The 15,452-nt window shown below is 70.7% G+C and carries 15 protein-coding genes and 1 pseudogene; 6 read left to right on the plus strand and 10 right to left on the minus strand.

Annotated features, from left to right (window positions below):
* The first annotated feature begins 162 nt into the window (after positions 1-162).
* Entirely contained in the window at positions 163-1,266 is a 1,104-nt protein-coding gene (locus ABTU92_RS17555) for an alkene reductase (RefSeq protein ID WP_408092880.1), read from the plus strand.
* Between the two features lie 161 nt (positions 1,267-1,427).
* A complete protein-coding gene (locus ABTU92_RS17560) occupies positions 1,428-2,048 on the plus strand; it encodes an SGNH/GDSL hydrolase family protein (protein ID WP_408092882.1) in 621 nt (206 codons plus the stop codon).
* A 24-nt stretch (positions 2,049-2,072) separates the two neighbouring features.
* On the opposite strand, the gene ABTU92_RS17565 is transcribed toward ABTU92_RS17560, so the two are convergent.
* From ABTU92_RS17565 to ABTU92_RS17605, 9 genes are all read right to left on the minus strand, one after another.
* Positions 2,073-3,725 carry an MFS transporter gene (locus tag ABTU92_RS17565; RefSeq protein ID WP_408092884.1) on the minus strand — a complete coding sequence of 551 codons (1,653 nt, stop codon included), beginning with the start codon at positions 3,723-3,725 and terminating at the stop codon, positions 2,073-2,075.
* Positions 3,722-4,147: a DoxX family protein gene (locus tag ABTU92_RS17570; RefSeq protein WP_408092886.1), complete on the minus strand. Its 426-nt coding sequence runs from the start codon at positions 4,145-4,147 to the stop codon at positions 3,722-3,724. The genes ABTU92_RS17565 and ABTU92_RS17570 overlap by 4 nt, the downstream gene beginning before the upstream one ends.
* 156 nt (positions 4,148-4,303) lie before the next feature.
* Positions 4,304-6,286, minus strand: coding sequence for an amidohydrolase (locus tag ABTU92_RS17575; RefSeq protein WP_408092888.1), 1,983 nt, complete (start codon positions 6,284-6,286; stop codon positions 4,304-4,306).
* A 51-nt stretch (positions 6,287-6,337) separates the two neighbouring features.
* A complete protein-coding gene (locus tag ABTU92_RS17580; RefSeq protein WP_408093019.1) occupies positions 6,338-6,631 on the minus strand; it encodes a DUF1427 family protein in 294 nt (97 codons plus the stop codon).
* Between the two features lie 276 nt (positions 6,632-6,907).
* Positions 6,908-7,744, minus strand: coding sequence for an alpha/beta fold hydrolase (locus ABTU92_RS17585; protein WP_408093020.1), 837 nt, complete (start codon positions 7,742-7,744; stop codon positions 6,908-6,910).
* Between the two features lie 158 nt (positions 7,745-7,902).
* Entirely contained in the window at positions 7,903-8,571 is a 669-nt protein-coding gene (locus ABTU92_RS17590; RefSeq protein WP_408092890.1) for a hydrolase, read from the minus strand.
* 106 nt (positions 8,572-8,677) lie between these two features.
* Positions 8,678-9,028 (minus strand): response regulator transcription factor, encoded by a 351-nt coding sequence (locus ABTU92_RS17595; RefSeq protein ID WP_408092892.1) that lies wholly within the window; start codon positions 9,026-9,028, stop codon positions 8,678-8,680.
* A gap of 124 nt (positions 9,029-9,152) precedes the next feature.
* On the minus strand, positions 9,153-9,776 hold the full coding sequence (locus ABTU92_RS17600; protein WP_408092894.1) for a response regulator transcription factor: 624 nt from the start codon (positions 9,774-9,776) through the stop codon (positions 9,153-9,155).
* The gene (locus ABTU92_RS17605) at positions 9,773-10,180 is read right to left on the minus strand and encodes an ATP-binding protein (protein WP_408093021.1); all 408 of its coding nucleotides are present in this window, start codon (positions 10,178-10,180) and stop codon (positions 9,773-9,775) included. Before ABTU92_RS17605 ends, ABTU92_RS17600 begins: the two co-directional genes overlap by 4 nt.
* A gap of 128 nt (positions 10,181-10,308) precedes the next feature.
* On the opposite strand from ABTU92_RS17605, the pseudogene ABTU92_RS17610 reads away from it, so the two are divergent.
* The 4 genes and pseudogenes from ABTU92_RS17610 to ABTU92_RS17625 form a co-directional block, all read left to right on the plus strand.
* Positions 10,309-10,377: pseudogene (locus ABTU92_RS17610) on the plus strand (DNA starvation/stationary phase protection protein); the annotation flags it as partial.
* Positions 10,378-10,540: 163 nt separating this feature from the next.
* Entirely contained in the window at positions 10,541-13,264 is a 2,724-nt protein-coding gene (locus ABTU92_RS17615) for an ATP-binding protein (protein ID WP_408092896.1), read from the plus strand.
* 11 nt (positions 13,265-13,275) lie between these two features.
* Positions 13,276-13,707 (plus strand): tripartite tricarboxylate transporter permease, encoded by a 432-nt coding sequence (locus tag ABTU92_RS17620; RefSeq protein WP_408092898.1) that lies wholly within the window; start codon positions 13,276-13,278, stop codon positions 13,705-13,707.
* The gene (locus ABTU92_RS17625) at positions 13,665-14,054 is read left to right on the plus strand and encodes a nuclear transport factor 2 family protein (RefSeq protein ID WP_408092900.1); all 390 of its coding nucleotides are present in this window, start codon (positions 13,665-13,667) and stop codon (positions 14,052-14,054) included. Before ABTU92_RS17620 ends, ABTU92_RS17625 begins: the two co-directional genes overlap by 43 nt.
* Before the next feature lie 78 nt (positions 14,055-14,132).
* Here ABTU92_RS17625 and ABTU92_RS17630 read toward each other — a convergent pair whose 3' ends face one another.
* A complete protein-coding gene (locus tag ABTU92_RS17630) occupies positions 14,133-15,296 on the minus strand; it encodes a serine hydrolase domain-containing protein (RefSeq protein WP_408092902.1) in 1,164 nt (387 codons plus the stop codon).
* Between the last annotated feature and the right edge of the window lie 156 nt (positions 15,297-15,452).

The raw sequence follows: 15,452 nt of genomic DNA on the forward strand, positions 1-15,452 counted from the left end.
CGGGCGCCATTGACGACGGGGTGCAGCGCACCCAACTCAACCGCGGACGCCGCAACGCCGGCGGTTCCGACCCCGTGCCCGCCGCGCGCCCCGCGCGGTGCGTCTCCTCGCATGCAATCCACACGCGATCAACGTAAGACGCGATCAACGAAGGACATCACGATGGCCACTCCCGCATCCTCGGGCAAGTTGTTCGAGCCGTTCCGGCTCGGCGGGATGAAGCTTCCCAACCGCATCGTCATGGCGCCGCTGACGCGCAACCGCGCCGTTGCCGGCAACGTGCCGGGCCCGCTCGCCGCGACCTATTACGCGCAGCGTGCCTCGGCCGGCCTGCTGATCACCGAGGCGAGCCAGATCATGCCGGAGGGCCAGGGCTACGAGGCGACGCCCGGCATCCATTCGAAGGAGCAGATCGCCGGCTGGCGCACCGTCACGGACGCCGTGCATGCAAAGGGCGGCCGCATCGTCATCCAGCTCTGGCATGTCGGGCGCGTCTCGCACGTGTCGCTGCAGCCGGGCGGCCGCGCGCCGGTCGCGCCGTCGGCCATCGCTGCGAAGACGAAGACGTGGGTCGGCGGCCAGTTCGTCGAGACCTCGACGCCGCGGGCGCTGCGCACCGAGGAGCTGCCCGGCATCGTCGCGGCGTATCGCCAGGCCGCCGCCAACGCGATTGCGGCCGGCTTCGACGGCGTCGAGGTGCACGCCGCGAACGGCTACCTGCTCGACCAGTTCCTGCGCGATGGCACCAACCAGCGCAGCGACGAGTACGGCGGATCGCTGGAGAACCGCGTGCGGCTGACGCTCGAGGTGCTCGCCGCCGTCATCGACGAGATCGGCCGCGAGCGCACCGGCATCCGCATCTCGCCGGTGTCGCCGGCCAACGATATCGTCGACAGCGATCCGGCCGCCCTGTTCGGCCATCTGGTCGCCCGCATGAACACGCTCGCCCCGGCCTTCCTGCACGTCATCGAGGGAGCGACCGGCGGGCCGCGCGACAACGCGCCGTTCGACTGGACGGCGCTGCGCCGCGCCTTCAAGGGCGCCTATGTCGCGAACAACGGCTACACGCCCGCACTCGCCGAGGCGGCCCTCGCAGAAGGCCGGGCGGATCTCGTCGCCTTCGGCAAGGCCTACATCGCCAATCCGGATCTGGTCGAGCGCCTGCGCCGCGGCGCGCCCCTGAACCCGCCGGATCAGACGACGTTCTACGGTGGCGGCGCGAAGGGCTACACCGACTACCCGGTCCTGCAGCCGCAGCCGGCGTAAGGCGTCCACGACGCCGGCGGGAGACGTCGCGCCCGGGCTCCGGCCCTGGCGGCGTCTCCCCCCCCCGTGCGCGGCTTCGACTTTCGCGCCGGCGCGTTCTATGGACGACGGCATGGGCGCGGTGCGGCGGACGTCTCGCGGCCAGGACGCGGGGACGGCCGATGCATGTGGTGCTGCTGGGCGACACGGTCTTCGACCCGGGCGCCGATGTCGGATCGAGCGGCGGCGTGCTCGCGGCGCTCCGTCGCGTCCTGCCCGCCGGTGCGGCCGCCTCCAGCCTGGCGCGTGACGGCGCCGCGATCGACGATCTCCCGGCCCAGCTCACCCGCCTGCCGGCGGACGTGACCCATCTCGTCGTCAGCATCGGCGGCGCCGACGCGATCGCGGCGCTGGCGGGGGTGACGGACCCCGTCGCGACGGTGGGCGACTCGCTCGATCGCCTCGCCGCGGCCCGCGACCGCTTCGCCGGCCGCTACGCCGCCGTGGCCGACGCGCTGAAGGCGACCCATCGGCCCGTGGCGCTGTGCACGATGTGGCGGCCGTCGGCGCGCGAGGATCGGTTCGCCCGCGCGGCGGGCGTCGGGATCGACCTTCTCGACAACGCGATCGTCCGGATCGCGCTCGCCCGCGGGCTCGCGCTGATCGATCTCCGGCTGGTCTGTCCGGGCGAGGACGATTTCGACCTCGCGGGCACGCCGTCGGCCCGCGGATGCGCCAAGACCGCCTCGGCCGTCGTCCGCTTCGTCGATCGCACCACGCCTGCGCCGACCGTGATCATCTGACCCGACGCCGCGCCGTTCCTGGGATCACGACGGATCCGGTGGCCGGGGCCATGCCGCCGCGCGCGGATCAACCGACAGATAGTGCTGCACGGCCGGCGGCTCCGCCCCCCGGTGCAACGCCACCGCCTCGGCCTGCAGGTCGGCATCGACCCGCGACACGCGGCGATGCTGGCGCCTGTGCTCGGCCCAGGACTCGACGAAGAACCACTCGACCAGCCGCTCCGGATCGGCCGCGTCCTCGGTGAGCCCCCAGGCATAGGCGCCGTCGCGGCGCCGCGCCGCCGACAACCGATCGAGCACGGCGGCGAAGGCCGCGCGATCCTCCGGCGCGACCCGATACGTGATCGTGATCAGCACGGGACCGCGGTCGTCCGGCACCAGATCGGCGACGATCGGCTCGGGCCAGTGCATCGACGGCATCAGATCCGCCTCGCCGCTGGGCAGTCGCGCTCGGAAAGCGAGCGCCGAGGCCGCGGTGAGCCCGAGGCCGGCCGTCACCAGCGCGGCGTCGATGCCGACCGCCTGGGCGACGCCGCCCCAACCGAGGCTGCCGGCCGCCATCGCACCGTTGAACACCGTGAGATAGATCGCGAGCCCGCGGCCGCGCGTCCAGTTCGGCAGGATTGCCTGCATGGTCGCGTTGAGAGTCGTCAGGATGGCGATCCAGGCGGCCCCGAGGATCACCATGATCACGATGCCGTGCCACGGGGCCTGCGCCGGCGCGAGCAGGATGGTCGATGCCGCGGTGACGAGCGCGGCGCCGAGCACCAGGCGGTCCTGGCCGACGGCGGCGCGCAGCCGCGGCAGCAGCAGGGCGCCGAGGATCGCGCCGGCGCCGACGCTGCCCAGCATCAGCCCGTAGAAGCCGGGGCTGCCGCCGAGCTCCTGGCGGGCGACCAGCGGCAGCAGCGCCCACACGGCGCTGGCGAAGACGAAGAACAGCACGGCGCGCCACAGCAGGCGGTGCATGTCGCGGCTCGCCCGCGCATAGCGCAGGCCGGCCCGCAGCGCCCCGCCGAAATGCTCGCGCAGCTCGTCGTCGGCCGCCGCGTCGCGCCGCCACCAGATCAGCGCGCCGATGACCAGAAAGTAGCTCGCGACGTCGAGCCCGTAGGTCACGGCGGCCCCGAAGGCGCCGAGCGCGACGCCGCCGAGCGCCGGGCCGACCGCGCGTGCGATGTTGAAGCCGAGCGAGCCGAGCGCAACGGCGCCCTTCAGATCCGCCCGCGGGACGAGCTCGGGCACGATCGCCTGCCAGGTCGGCATCGCCAGCGCCGCCCCGGTGCCGCCCAGGAACGTGAGAAGCGCCAGGCCCGTCACCGACACGGTGCCGGTCGCGGCGAGGCCGGCCAGGACGGCGCTGACCGTGCCGAGCATCACCTGCACGGCGATCAGGAACTTTCGGCGATCGAGGATGTCGGAGAGGACGCCGGCGGGAATCGCGAACAGGAAGATCGGCAGCGACGCGGCGGCCTGGATCAGCGCAACGGCGGCCGGCGTCGGGCTGATCTCTGTGACCAGCCAGGCGCTCGCCACGTCGCGCATGAAGGTGCCGACATTGCCGAGCACGGTGGCGGCCCAGATCACCGCGAACAGCCGATGGCGCAGCGGCGCGAAAGCGCCGCCGCTGTTCGGCACGGCGGGCGCGGCGGCGGCGTGGTCCGGGGTCGCCGTCATCGGCGCACGCCGTCGCGTCCAGCGAACACGGCGGCTCCGAGAAGGCCACCGACGATCGCGACATGCTCGAAGAACGTCGCGGTTTGCCGGCCGCGCTCCGGTCCGTCGACGAGCCAGAACGCATGGGCGAGCAGCGTCGCCACCACGGTGAAGCCGGCGAGCAGCCCGGCGCCGAGCCAGCACCAGCGCCGGGTGAGAAACAGCACCGAGCCGACGAGCTGGGTGGCGACGACGAGCGCCGCGACCGGAACGGCCGGCTGCACGCCGAGCTCCGCCACCTCGGCGGTGGCGCCCGAAAAGTCGAGGAGCTTGACGACGCCGCTGATCAGGAACGGCGAGGCGAGCGCCAGCCGGAGCAGATAATCGAGCCCGGGAAGCCCGAGCAGACGGGCGACGGGAGCGGGCAGTGCGAGATCGCTCATGGCAGCTCCTCAGGAGCAGTTAGTGTCTTGATGGATTGGCCGCGCGATCCGCTCGTCCCCGCGAAGGCGGGGACCCAGGGCCACAGGTCGTGACGCCCTGGATCCCCGCTTTCGCGGGGATGAGCGGAGTGTGGGGCGACGTCGGCGGAGCCGCTCTCAGAACGCCCAGCACGAGCAGCCGAGTGCGCCCCAGAAGGCGCGCGAGTCCGACACCGGCACGCCGGCGCCCCAGGCCGAGGCGTGCGCGTGGCCGTGCACGCCGCACCCGGTGGCGCAGCCGCAGGCTGCCGCGGCCGCCGCCGTGACGCTTTCGGCGACGAAGGCCTGGCGCGACCCGCCGGCCTCGGCGCGCATCTGATAACCGCCGAAGCGGCGCACCGGCGACCAGTCCGGCATGGCGGGAGGCAACGGCGGGGCGAGGTCGGAAAACTCCTTGTCGCCGTGCACGGGCGTGCCGCCGAGCAACGTCAGCACCGCGGTGATATCCTGGATCGTATCCTCCGGGACCGAGAAGAAGTCGTCCGACAGCACGGCGAGATCGGCGAGCTGGCCGGCCTTCACCTGCCCCTTCTTGCCGGGCTCGGTCGAGAACCAGGTGTTGGTCTCGGTCCACAGCCGCAGCGCCGTCTCGCGATCGAGCCGGTTGGCGGCCGGATAGAGCGCGAGCCCGCCGAGCGTCTTCCCGGTCACGAGCCAGGAGAGCGAGACCCACGGATTGTAGGAGGCGACGCGGGTCGCGTCGGTGCCGGCGCCGACCGGCAGGCCGGCGGCCAGCATGCGCCGCACCGGCGGCGTACGCTCGGCGGCGCGCTCGCCGTAGCGGGCGACGAAGTCCTCGCCCTGATAGGCCATGCGGTGCTGGACCGCGATGCCGCTGCCGAGCGCCGCGATGCGATCGATGTTGCGGTCGTCGATCGTCTCGGCGTGATCGAAGAACCAGTGCAGCCCGTCGAAGGGAATGTCGCGGTTCACCTTCTCGAACACGTCGAGGGCGCGCGAGATCGTCTCGTTGTAGGTGGCGTGCAGGCGCCACGGCCAGCGCTTCTCGGCGAGCAGGCGGATCACCGGCTCGAGGTCGGTTTCCATGTTGGGGGGCATCTCGGGGCGCTCGACCCGGAAATCCTCGAAGTCGGCGGCCGAGTAGACCAGCATTTCGCCGGCGCCGTTCGCCCGATAAATGTCGTCGCCCTGCCCGGGCTTCACCTGGCCGGCCCAGGTGGAGAAGTCCTTCAGCTCCTCCTTCGGCTTCTGGGTGAACAGATTGTAGGCGATGCGCACGGTGAGCTGGCCCTCGCGATGCAGCTCCTCGACGATCGAATAGTCCTCCGGGTAGTTCTGGAAGCCACCGCCGGCGTCGATCACGCTCGTCACGCCGAGCCGGTTCACCTCGCGCATGAAGTGCCGCGACGAGTTCTTCTGATACTCGGGCGGCAGCTTCGGCCCCTTGGCGAGGGTCGCGTAGAGGATCGTCGCGTTGGGCTTGGCGACCAGGAGGCCGGTCGGGTTGCCGTTGCCGTCGCGGACGATCTCGCCGCCGGGCGGCGCCGGCGTGTCCTTGGTGTAGCCGACGGCGCGCAGCGCGGCGCCGTTGAGGAGCGCGCGGTCGTAGAGATGCAGGATGAACACCGGCGTGTCGGGCGCGACGGCGTTGATCTCCTCCAAGGTGGGGAGCCGCTTCTCGGCGAACTGATGCTCGGTGAAGCCGCCGACGACCCGCACCCATTGCGGCGCCGGCGTGCGGTCGACCTGATCCTTCAGCATCCGCATCGCCTGCGCGAGCGAGCGCACGCCGTCCCAGCGCAGCTCCATGTTGTAGTTCAGGCCGCCGCGGATGATGTGCATGTGGCTGTCGATCAGGCCCGGGATCGCCCGGCGGCCGCGCAGGTCGATGCGGCGCGTCTGCGGACCGGCGAGCGCGATCACGTCGCGATCGCTGCCGACCGCGACGAAGCGGCCGTCCCGGATCGCGACCGCCGACGCCTCCGGCGTGGCGCGGTCGAGCGTCGTGATCTTGCCGTTGAACAGGACGAGGTCTGGGGGTGAGGCGGGTTGAGCGGTCACGCTGTCTCTCGTGGAAAGGCCGGCGGCGAGTGCGGCGAGCGTGCCGACGACGGTCCGGCGGTCGGGGTTTCTGGCCACGGCGGATCTCCCGGTTCGGGGGGGCTTATCGGGATGGGGGCGGGCTCGTGATCAGGACGGCTCGTCGCTCCTGGCCGGTCGGCCTACCCCCGACGTGCGGGACACGGTCGGCTCGCCGCCCGGAAGTGGGCCGAGCACGTGCGCGGCGCAGCTCGTGCGGACGAAGCCCGCGACATCGTGGCCGGCGATCAGCCGCTTCGCGACCGGCACGATCTGCTCGCCGAGTAGAATGCCGAGCAGGCCGATCAGCGCGATGGTCGGCGGCGCCGGCGAGCGCACGCCGATCACGCTGTAGACGACGCCGACCAGCAGGCCGGCGCCGAGCGACAGGAGATAGGCTTTCAGATCGGGCATTCTTTTCGTCCCGTCGGATGACTGTCTCGGCGTCATCGCCGGGCTCGACCCGGCGATCCATCACTTTTCGAAACGGCTCACCTCTTCGGAAAGCGATGGATGCGCGGGTCAAGCCCGCGCATGACGGCTCACGGCGCGGCGCACGGCCTCCGCTCGTCCCCGTGAAGACGGGGACCCAGGGGCGACACGGCAAGCAGCTCCTGGATCCCCGCTTGCGCGGCGATGCGCGGAACGTGACGCGAGATCTTTCGATGGCTATCGCCGTCCTCAACTCTTGATGAAGGCGAGCAGATCGGGATTGATCACGTCGGCGTGCGTGGTCAGCATCCCGTGCGGAAAGCCCGGATAGACCTTCAGGGTGCCGTTCTTCAGGAGCTTGACAGCGAGCTTGGCCGAATCCTCGATCGGGACGATCTGATCGTCGTCGCCGTGCATCACCAGCGTCGGCACCGTGATGGTCTTCAGGTCCTCGGTCTGGTCGGTCTCCGAGAACACCTTGATGCCGTCGTAATGCGCCTTGGCGCCGCCGATCATGCCCTGCCGCCACCAGTTCTGGATGGCGCCCTGCGACACCTTGGCGTTCGGGCGGTTGAACCCGTAGAACGGGCCGGAGGCGACGTCGAGATAGAACTGCGCCCGGTTGGCGGCGAGCGCGGCGCGGAAGCCGTCGAACACCTCGATCGGCAGGCCGCCCGGGTTCTTCTCGGTCTTCAGCATCAGCGGCGGAATGGCGCTGACCAGAACGGCCTTGGCGACGCGGCCGGCCGGCTGGCCGTGCTTGGCGACGTAGCGGGCGACCTCGCCGCCGCCGGTCGAGTGGCCGATATGAACGGCGTTCTTCAGGTCGAGATGCTCGACCACCGCGAAGGCGTCGGCGGCGTAGTGGTCCATGTCGTGCGGACCGCTCACCTGGGTCGAGCGGCCGTGACCGCGGCGATCGTGCGCGACGACGCGGAAGCCCTTCTGGACGAAGAACAGCATCTGGGCGTCCCAGTCGTCCGACGAGAGCGGCCAGCCGTGATGGAAGACGATCGGCTGGGCGTCCTTCGGACCCCAATCCTTGTAGAAGATGTCGACGCCGTCCTTGGTGGTGACGAAGGGCATGGAGGTGCTTCCTTGCGAGGTGGAGGAGGTCTGGGCGCGGGCCGGTGACGGCCCGCCCGGAAAACCGGCGACCGCGGCAAGAGCCGCGGCGGCACCGAGCCCGAGCGCGGTGCGCCGCGTCGTCGCGGTCATGTCGTGAGACTCTATCTCGACGTCGCTCATGCGGCGCTCTTGGCGTGGCCCTCGGAGGCGCCGAACATCGTCTTGGCGTAGATGATGCCGAGCCCGTAGGCGCCGCCGAACTGCTTGGCGATGCCGGTGGTCATGTCGTAGGTGCCGGTGCGGGCCCAGTCGCGCTGCAGCTCGAGCAGATACTGGAGCGAAGTCATCGGGCGCGCGCCGGCCTGCACCATGCGATCCATCGCGCGCGCATGCGCCTCCTCGGAGATGTCGCCGCAGGCGTCGGCGATCACGTGGACCTCGAAGCCCTGGTCGATGGCCGAGAGTGCCGGACCGACGATGCACACGCTGGTCCACAGGCCGCACAGCACGACACGGCCCTTGCCGATGCGGTTCACTTCGGCGATGACGGGCGCGTCCTCCCAGGTGTTCATCGAGGTGCGGTCGAGCAGCGCCTGGCCCGGGAAGGCGTCGGTGATCTCGGTGAACATCGGGCCAGAGAAGCTCTTCTCGGCGACCGTCGTGAGAATCGTCGGCACCTGGAAGCCCGCCGCGGCATGGGCGACGAGCGCCGCGTTGTTGCGCAGCGTGACGGCGTCGATCGACTTGGTCGCGAACGACATCTGCGACTGGAAGTCGATCATGATCAGCATGTGATTGCGCGGATCGACGAGCGTCTTGCCAGGCGTGGGGGTTGCAGTGGGCATGCGAGCTCCTCTGGATGTGTATGCGGATTTTACTGAGGAGCGCGGGCTCGGAGCAATTGTGCCCTGGTATCGTCGGCCCTGGACCTGCGGATAGGACTGGGTCGCGTCACCCGCCGAGCGCCGCGTGCAGGCAGGCGAGCAGAGCCTCGGGCGACACCGGCTTGACCAGATAGCCGAAGGCACCGGCCCGCAGCGCGACGCCTCGACTCGCCTCGTCCGGATAGGCCGTGATCAGGATGGTCGGCACCACGATGCCGGAGGTGCACAGGATGTGCTGGAGGGCGAGCCCGCTCAGACCGGGCAGCCGGACGTCGGCCACCAGACAGCCGACCTGGCCGGCTGCGGCGTCGGCCAAGAAGCTCTCCGCGTCGGCGAACCCGCGAGCCGGGAAGCCGAACGCGCCGGCGAGGCTGATCAAGGCGGCGCGTACGGAGCCGTCGTCCTCGACTATCGCCACCGATGCTTCGTTCAACGCCGCATCGCTCGCCATCGCGCTCCTCGCCGCCGCGCCGGCGGAGTGCCGGGCCGGGCAGCGTCGAGCGTGCCCGGGACGATGGCAATTGTTCTCTTCGGTCGCGCGTCTACGCCCTTGCGGTATCGGCGGCGAGGCGGTCCGCCATGCGCACGAGATCGGGCAGCGAGCGGGCGCGCAGCTTCTGCATGATCTGGGCGCGATGCACCTTCACGGTGACTTCCGAAAGTTGCAGGTTCCCGGCGATCTGCTTGTTGAGCAGGCCGCCGGCGACGAGTGGCATGATTTCGCGCTCGCGGGGCGTGAGCGCGGAGAAACGATCGCGCAGCTCCGCCATCCGGGCAGCCCGCTCGCGTCGGGCGCGGTCGATCGCGATTCCCTTGTTGACGGCGTCGAGCAGATCCTGATCACGGAACGGCTTCAGCAGGAACTCGATCGCGCCCGCCTTCATGGCGGCGACCGACATCGGCACGTCGCCGTGGCCGGTGATGAAGACGATCGGCAGATCGATGCCACGGCGGCCGAGCTCGCGCTGGACTTCGAGCCCGCTCTCGCGGCGCAGCCGCACGTCGAGCACCATGCAGCCCGGCAGGTCGGGCCGCTCCGCCGCGATGAAGGCCTCGGCGGTGCCGAACACGTGCACGTCGTGCCCTTCCGAGCCGAGCAGACTCTCCAGCGAGGCGCAGACGGAGGGATCGTCGTCGAGCACGAACACGGCGGATTGCTCGGTCATCCCGTCACCTCCTGGGCATCGGTGGATACGAGAGCGGTCGGAATCGAGAACGTGAAGACGGCGCCGCGCGGGTGCGCCGGCCCGGTCCACAGGCGGCCGCCATGCGCCTCGACGACGGCGCGGCAGAACATCAGTCCCATGCCCATGCCCTCCGGCTTGGTCGAGACGAACGGCTCGAAGATGCGCTCGACGAGTTCGCGGCGTGCTCGCCGACACGTTCGCGCTCTACCTGAAGACGAAGAACTTCCACTGGCACGAGTGTACGGGTCGATGTCGTCATGGCTCCGCTGGTCGTCTCCGTTGAAGTCGAGCCGCGCGACCGTGCGCGCCCGGGCGGCACGAGGCGAGTAAATTTCGGTAAAGGCGGCCCGCCGCATCGTGACAATGCGACCCCGCTCCGACATCGTTCCGAAAACACGGCACACATCGTCGCGATCGCCGTGAACCCGATACCGCGATCGGCGTTCATCGGGTGCGACGAACCATCACATCACCGATGCCCCCCAAGAATGCCCTCGCGACACCGACCGACATGTCGGGCCCGCACTTCCGCGACTACCACCTGATGCTCGACGAGCAGGCGACCCAGATTCTCGCGACCAACCCCAAGCCGGCTCGATTCAATCGGCCGGCCCGTGACGCATATCCGGAAAACCCCGGATGAATTTGGAGGTTGCTGCCGCCCCCTTCTAAGATGCCGCTATCAGAGGTTGGTACATCGGGGTCGAGCAGTGGAGAATCCGGCGCCTGCCGGACAGGGTCGCGTGCTGTCGTTCGGCCCTTTCCGACTGAGTTCGGCGGAGCTCGTTCTGCTGGAGAACGACCTCCCGGTTCGGATCGGCCATCGCGCGCTCGACATCCTTCTCGCTCTGGTGGAGCGGGCCGGAGATCTCGTCACCAAGCAGGAGCTGATCGCGCGCGCCTGGCCCCGCACCTTCGTCGACGAAGGCAATCTGAAGGTGCATGTCGCCGCCTTGCGCAAGGCGCTGCGCGACGGCCGGGATGATCTGCGCTACATCGTCAACATCCCCGGCCGCGGCTACAAGTTCGTCGCCCCGGTCCGGGTGCTCGAGGAGACGGACACGCCGCGCCCGGGCGCCAGTGTCGCTCCGCCGCCCGGCAACCTGCCCGCACAGCTCGGGAGCATCGTCGGCCGCAGCGACCAGGTCGAGACGATCGTGCGCCTTTTTTCGGAGGCCCGACTGGTCACCGTCGTGGGACCGGGCGGCATCGGCAAGACGACGGTCGCGGTCGCCACCGCCGAGCGGCTCCTCGCGCGCTTCCCGGACGGCGTCTGGTTCGTCGATCTCGCGCCCGTGACCGACCCGGCGCTCGTGCCGACCGCGCTCGCCGCGTTGCTCGGGCGTCCGGTCCGCTCGACGCTGCCGATCCCGGAGCTGATCACGTCGCTCGCCGACAAGGCGATGCTGATCGTGCTCGACAACTGCGAGCACCTCGTGGCGGCGGCCGCCTGCCTCGCCGAAGCCCTGGTGCGCGACACCGCCGCCGCCGTGCTGGCCACCAGCCGCGAGCCGCTGCGGGCCGGCGGCGAGCGGGTGCTGCGGCTGCCGCCGCTCGCGGTGCCGGACCGCAGCGACGGCCTGACCGCCGCCGAGGCGCTGTCCTATCCGGCGGTTCGCGTCTTCGTCGAGCGCGCGATCGCCACCCGCGACAGCTTCACCTTCACGGACACCGAGGCGCCGCTCGTCGCCGCGATCTGCCGCCGGCTCGACGGCATCGCGCTGGCGATCGAGATGGCGGCGGGCTGCGTCGACTCGCTCGGCCTCGCCGACATCGCGCGCCTGCTCGACGACCGTTTTCATCTGCTGACGCGCGGCCGGCGAACGGCCCTCCCCCGCCACCAGACTCTCCAGGCCGCGCTCGACTGGAGCTACGGCCTGCTGCCGGCGCCGGAGCGCCTGCTCTTCCGTCGGCTCGGCGTGTTCGCCGGCTGGTTCACGACCACGGCGGCCGAGGCCGTGGTGGCGACCGACGAAACCCGGCCGCTCTGCGTCGCCGAGGCGATCGCGAGCCTGGCCTCCAAGTCGCTCGTCGTCGTCGACGTCGCCGGCGAGACGGCGCGCTATCGGCTGCTCGACTCGACGCGAGCCTATGCGCTCGAAAAGCTCGCCGAGACGGGCGAGATCGCCGGCGCGAAGCGCGCCCATGCGGAGCACTGCCGCGACCTGTTCACGACGGCGGCGCGCGACTGGGACCTGCAGCCGACGGCGGCCTGGCGTGCCACCTGGCAGCCGCTCGCCGACGATCTGCGTGCGGCGCTCGACTGGGCTTGCGGGCCGGACGGCGATGTCGCCCTCGCCGTCGCCCTCACGGTCGCGGCCGTGCCGCTCTGGCTCGAATTGTCGCTGCTGGAGGAATGCCGGGTTCGCGCCGATCGGGCGCTCGCATCGCTCGAGCAGGCCGGCGCGGCGAAGAGCCCGGAGGCGATGCGGCTCTACACGGCGCTCGCCTGGTCGCAGATGTACACCTCCACGCGGGAGCGCGAGACGAACGAGATGTGGTCGCGGGCGCTGGCGCTGGCCGAGGCCTTCGGCGACGTCGATCACCAGCTGCGCGCGCTGTGGGGCCTGTGGGCGGATTCGAAGAACCGCGGCCGCTTCCGCGACGCCGCCGCGATCGCCGGGCGGTTCAGCGGGCTGGCGAAGGCGACCGGGCAGACCAGCGACGTGCTGGTCGGCGAGCGGATGATCGGCGACTCGCTGCACTTCCTCGGCGAGCAGGACGCCGCGCGGCAGCACATCGAGCGCATGCTGGCGACCTATCGGGCGCCGCGGCATCGCTCGGATCAGGTCCGCTTCCAGTTCGACCAGACCGTGACGGCCCGGATGACGCTGAGCCGCGTGCTGTGGCTGCAGGGACGGCCCGGCGAGGCGCTGCGGATGGCGGCCGAGACGGTCGCCGCGGCCGAGGCGCTCGATCATCCGCTCTCGCTGTGCAACCTGCTCGCTCAGGCCGCCTGCCCGATCGCGCTCCTGGTAGGCGATCTCGACGCGGTGCGACGCTGGACCGCACTGCTGATCAGTCTGACGACCCGCGACGCGCTGCACGGCTGGCGCACCTACGCCACCTGCTTCGAGGGCGACGCGCTGCTGCAGGCCGGCGATCTGTCGGGCGGCATAGCGCGGCTGCAGGCCGGCGTCGACACGCTGCGCAAGGCGACCTTCGTGCAGTACCTGACGTGCTTTCTCGGCCAGCTCGCCGCGGGCCTCTGCCGGGCCGACCGTCTCGACGAGGCGCGCGCCGTGATCGACGAGGCGCTGACCCGCTGCGAGGCGACCGACGAGGCGTGGTGCATCGCCGAGCTCCTGCGGATCAAGGGCGAGATCGCCGGGCGCGACCCTGGCGACACGTCGGCGGCGGACTGGTTCGCGCGATCGCTCGACGTCGCTCGCGGCCAGAATGCGCTCGCCTGGGAACTGCGGACGGCGACTAGCCTCGTCGCTCATGCGCAGCGGCGCGGCGGCTGATCGGCGTCTGGGTGCAGCTCCTCAAGGTCCCTTACAAGCTCCTCTACGGGCCGCTCATCCTGTTCATCATGGTCGGCGGCTACTCGCTCAACAACAGCGTGTTCGACCTCGGCCTGCTGCTGGTCTTCGGCCTGCTCGGCTACGGCCTGCGCAAGCTCCGCTTCGACACCGCCCCGCTGATCCTCGCCTACGTGCTCGGGGGAGCCATGGAGCTGAACCTGCGGCAGACCCTGATGCTCGGGCGCGGCTCCTGGGAGATCCTGCTCGGCCGCCCGATCGCCCTGACCATCCTGGTGATCGCCCTGGTCGTCACGTGCTGCCGCTGTTCTCCTCGGTCCGGCGCGTGCTGTCGCCGGCCCGCGCCGTCAACGAGCTTTGACCCCGACCCGAGAGGTGGCCGATGCCGACGATCTCCTCCGAACAGGACGCACTCGCGCTGGTGAAGACCTATCTGGCCGCGATGCAGATGCGCGATTGCGAGGCGGCATCGGACTGCCTGTCCGAAGGCGCCGTGCTGACGTTTCCGGGCGGGGTGCGTCGCGACGGGGCGTCGGCGATCGCCGCCGGCTCGGCGTCGCGCTATCGCCGGAACGACAAGACGATCGAGGCCTGGGAGGTCTCCCACCAGGACCAGGCCTGGGTCGTCTACTGCCGGGGCACGCTGTTCGGCGAGTGGCCGGATGGCAGGCCTTTCTCGGGCATTCGCTTCATCGATCGGTTCGAGGTCGGCGCCGAGGGCATCACCCGCCAGGACGTGTGGAACGATACCGGCGAGGTGCGCCCGCGCTGAGCACACGCCGCGTCTGCAGCGGCACCCGAGCCGCATGAAGCCCGACCGATGACAGACGACCTCTCGCTCCTGGACGCCTCAGTCCAGCCAGCGCGGGCGCGGGCCGCCCCCTGCCGCGACCGAGACGGCCGCGCCGCGCGGCCCGATGCCGGGTCCTTCGCGCTGGAAGTTCGGGCAATAGGCGAACGCCATGTTGCGGGCGCGGTCGCACCACGCGAAGGCGCCGCCCGTGCCGGTGTGGCCGAAGGCGGCGAGGTTCTCGCCCATCGGGGCCGTGTCCGGCTCGTTGTGCATGAAGCCGTAGCCCATGCGGATGCGCCGCTGCGTCATGATGCAGTCGCCCTCCCACACGAGCCCGGCCGCGCGCTCGACCGCGGCGGGCGACAGGATGCGCACGCCGTCGACGATGCCGTCGCCGGCGAGCGCCGCATAGATGCGTGCCACCGCGCGCGCATTGCCATGGCCGCCGAAGGACGGCACCTCGCGCTCGCGAATCTCCCGGCAGTTCTGGAAGTAACCGAACGGCGGCGCCGACTTGAAGGCGCGGCCGAGCGGCGTCGTGGTGTCCTGGGCGATCCGGAAGAAGCCGTTCTTGGGGTTCTTGTGCATGTCGGAGACCCGGGCGATCTCGTCCGGCGTCAGGCCGATCTGATAGTCGGCCCGCAGCGGGCCCGACAGCTCCTCGCGCAGGAACGTTCCGATACTCCGCCCGGTGACGCGGCGGACGATCTCCCCGAGCAGGAATCCGATGTTGATCGAGTTGTAGGCGCCCCGGGTGCCGGGCTCCCAGGCCGGTTCCTGCACCTCGAGCGCCCGGATGTGGGTCTCCCAGTCGAACCACGAGCCGGGCGGCGCCGCGTCGCAGAAGATCACGCCGTCGGTGTGCGACAGGACGTGGCGCACCAGGACATTCTCCTTGCCGGCCTGGGCGAACTCCGGCCAATAGGCCGCGACCGGCGCGTCGAAGTCGATCCGGCCCCGGTCGATCAGGATGTGGGTGCAGATCGCGCTCATGCTCTTCGCCACCGAGTTCATGATGACGATGGTGTCCTCGCGCCACGGCTGCGTCTTCTCGATATCCTTGAAGCCGCCCCACAGGTCGACGACCTTCTCGCCGTCCTTGTAGACGCAGACGGCCGCGCCGAGCTCGCCGCGCCGGCGGAAGTTCTGCTCGAACGCCTGCCGCACGGCCGCGAACGCGGGCGCACATTCGCCTTCGATGAGAATGGTCTGCTCGTCCATGACGGCCTCTTCGCTCGACGTGACCTGATTCTTCTTCCGCACGGCCCGAGCGATTCCGCCGTCCCGAAGTGCCCGGCGGCCGGGCCCCGAAGGACGAGCGGCTCGGGCCGGCGCCCTTCGAGGCCCGCCCCGAACGGGGCGAGCCTCGGGGTGACG

Origin of the sequence: Rhodoplanes sp. SY1, assembly GCF_046000175.1 — a bacterium.
Taxonomy (GTDB): domain Bacteria; phylum Pseudomonadota; class Alphaproteobacteria; order Rhizobiales; family Xanthobacteraceae; genus Rhodoplanes.

Excerpts from the sequence above, each read along its gene's own strand:
- ABTU92_RS17605 (WP_408093021.1), bottom strand. The coding sequence starts at position 10,180 with ATGTCGGAGCGGGGTCGCATTGTCACGATGCGGCGGGCCGCCTTTACC.
- ABTU92_RS17600 (WP_408092894.1), bottom strand. The coding sequence starts at position 9,776 with ATGACCGAGCAATCCGCCGTGTTCGTGCTCGACGACGATCCCTCCGTC.
- ABTU92_RS17585 (WP_408093020.1), bottom strand. The coding sequence starts at position 7,744 with ATGCCCTTCGTCACCACCAAGGACGGCGTCGACATCTTCTACAAGGAT.
- ABTU92_RS17560 (WP_408092882.1), top strand. The coding sequence starts at position 1,428 with ATGCATGTGGTGCTGCTGGGCGACACGGTCTTCGACCCGGGCGCCGAT.
- ABTU92_RS17630 (WP_408092902.1), bottom strand. The coding sequence starts at position 15,296 with ATGGACGAGCAGACCATTCTCATCGAAGGCGAATGTGCGCCCGCGTTC.
- ABTU92_RS17570 (WP_408092886.1), bottom strand. The coding sequence starts at position 4,147 with ATGAGCGATCTCGCACTGCCCGCTCCCGTCGCCCGTCTGCTCGGGCTT.
- ABTU92_RS17555 (WP_408092880.1), top strand. The coding sequence starts at position 163 with ATGGCCACTCCCGCATCCTCGGGCAAGTTGTTCGAGCCGTTCCGGCTC.
- ABTU92_RS17590 (WP_408092890.1), bottom strand. The coding sequence starts at position 8,571 with ATGCCCACTGCAACCCCCACGCCTGGCAAGACGCTCGTCGATCCGCGC.
- ABTU92_RS17625 (WP_408092900.1), top strand. The coding sequence starts at position 13,665 with ATGCCGACGATCTCCTCCGAACAGGACGCACTCGCGCTGGTGAAGACC.
- ABTU92_RS17565 (WP_408092884.1), bottom strand. The coding sequence starts at position 3,725 with ATGACGGCGACCCCGGACCACGCCGCCGCCGCGCCCGCCGTGCCGAAC.